Origin of the sequence: Faecalicatena contorta, from assembly GCF_021531895.1 — a bacterium.
Classification (GTDB): domain Bacteria; phylum Bacillota; class Clostridia; order Lachnospirales; family Lachnospiraceae; genus JAFBIX01.
In genome coordinates this window covers 1-1,645 of sequence record NZ_JAFBIX010000069.1, presented here as the reverse complement: position 1 = coordinate 1,645, position 1,645 = coordinate 1, and the positions used below count along the sequence as shown (strand labels likewise).

2 protein-coding genes are annotated in these 1,645 nt (G+C 33.1%); both read left to right on the top strand.

The features are described 5' to 3' along the window. Positions 1–165: 165 nt before the first annotated feature. On the top strand, positions 166–933 hold the full coding sequence (locus JQM81_RS13420) for a ParA family protein (RefSeq protein WP_235234325.1): 768 nt from the start codon (positions 166–168) through the stop codon (positions 931–933). A 19-nt stretch (positions 934–952) separates the two neighbouring features. Continuing rightward, on the top strand, positions 953–1,645 hold a 693-nt coding region (locus JQM81_RS13415; RefSeq protein WP_235234324.1), incomplete at its 3' end, for a ParB/RepB/Spo0J family partition protein.

The following is a 1,645-nucleotide window of genomic DNA, read 5'->3' as shown; positions in this document are numbered from 1 at the left end:
ACTTTTAATATATAATTCAATAAAATAAAAATTAACAAAAATGAAATGTTTCACGTGAAACATTTATAAAAAATATAAAATATGCAAATCGAAATAAACATTCTATGGATAACTTGTTTAAAAAGTGATATACTAGAAACATCCTGAAAGAAAGGTGATTAACAGATGGGACGAATTATAGCAATTGCTAACCAAAAAGGTGGAGTCGGAAAGACTACAACTGCAATTAATTTATCTGCCTGCCTTGCCGAAAAGGGTCAAAAAGTTCTTGCCATTGATATGGATCCACAGGGAAATATGTCAAGTGGATTAGGATTAGATAAAAATTCTGTGGAAAAGACAATATATGACTTGATAATAGGTGAATCTGAAGTAGAAGAAGTATTACAGAAAAATGCTTTGGAAAATCTGGATATACTTCCTGCAAATGTGGATTTGTCAGCGGCAGAAATTGAATTAATAGGAATTGATGAAAAAGAGTATATTGTAAAAAAAGCTATCGAAAAGATAAAAGATGCCTATGATTATGTAATTATTGACTGTCCGCCATCATTGAGTATGTTAACCATTAATGCAATGACTACAGCAGATTCAGTATTAGTACCTATTCAATGTGAGTATTATGCATTGGAAGGATTAAGTCAATTAATACATACAGTAGAGTTAGTAAAGGAAAGACTTAATCCAGTTCTAGAGATAGAAGGCGTAGTATTTACAATGTATGATGCAAGAACAAATTTATCATTACAGGTCGTAGAAAATGTAAAGGACAATTTACAGCAGAATATATATAAGACAATAATTCCTAGAAATATAAGACTTGCAGAAGCACCAAGTTATGGAATGCCAATCAACCAGTATGATGCAAAATCAGCAGGAGCAGATAGTTATAGGAGACTTGCTGATGAAGTGATGAATAGAGGACAGGAATAAATGTATAGGGGAGAATGATATGGCAGTAAAGAAAAAGGGATTAGGAAAGGGACTTGACAGTCTGATTCCAGATAACAGAAGTGTAAAGCCAGCCGAAACAGAATCAGGACCCAAAAAGGATACCATATCTGATGTTAAATCAGGCGAGCAAATGATGAAAATCAATATGGTAGAACCAAACCGAGACCAGCCAAGAAAGAATTTTGAAGAAGATGCATTATTAGAACTGGCAGATTCAATTAAACAATTCGGCGTGTTGCAGCCACTTTTGGTAAGAAAAAGAAAAGATTATTATGAAATTATCGCCGGGGAAAGAAGATGGAGAGCTGCTAAACTTGCGGGCATAAAAGAAGTACCGGTAATAGTGAAAGATTATACAGAACAAGAAATTGTTGAAATTGGATTGATTGAAAATATACAAAGAGAAAATTTAAATCCAATTGAAGAAGCAATGGCGTTCAAAAGACTTTTGGAAGAGTTTAATCTGAAGCAAGATGAAGTCGCAGAACGAGTATCTAAAAGTAGAACCGCAGTAACCAATTCAATGCGACTTTTAAAATTAAATGAAAAAGTCCAACAAATGATCATAGATGATATGATAACAACTGGACACGCAAGAGCACTTTTGGCTATTGATGATAAAGAACAGCAATATATTTTGGCAAATAAGATTTTTGATGAAAAACTAAGTGTACGTGAGACAGAAAAATTA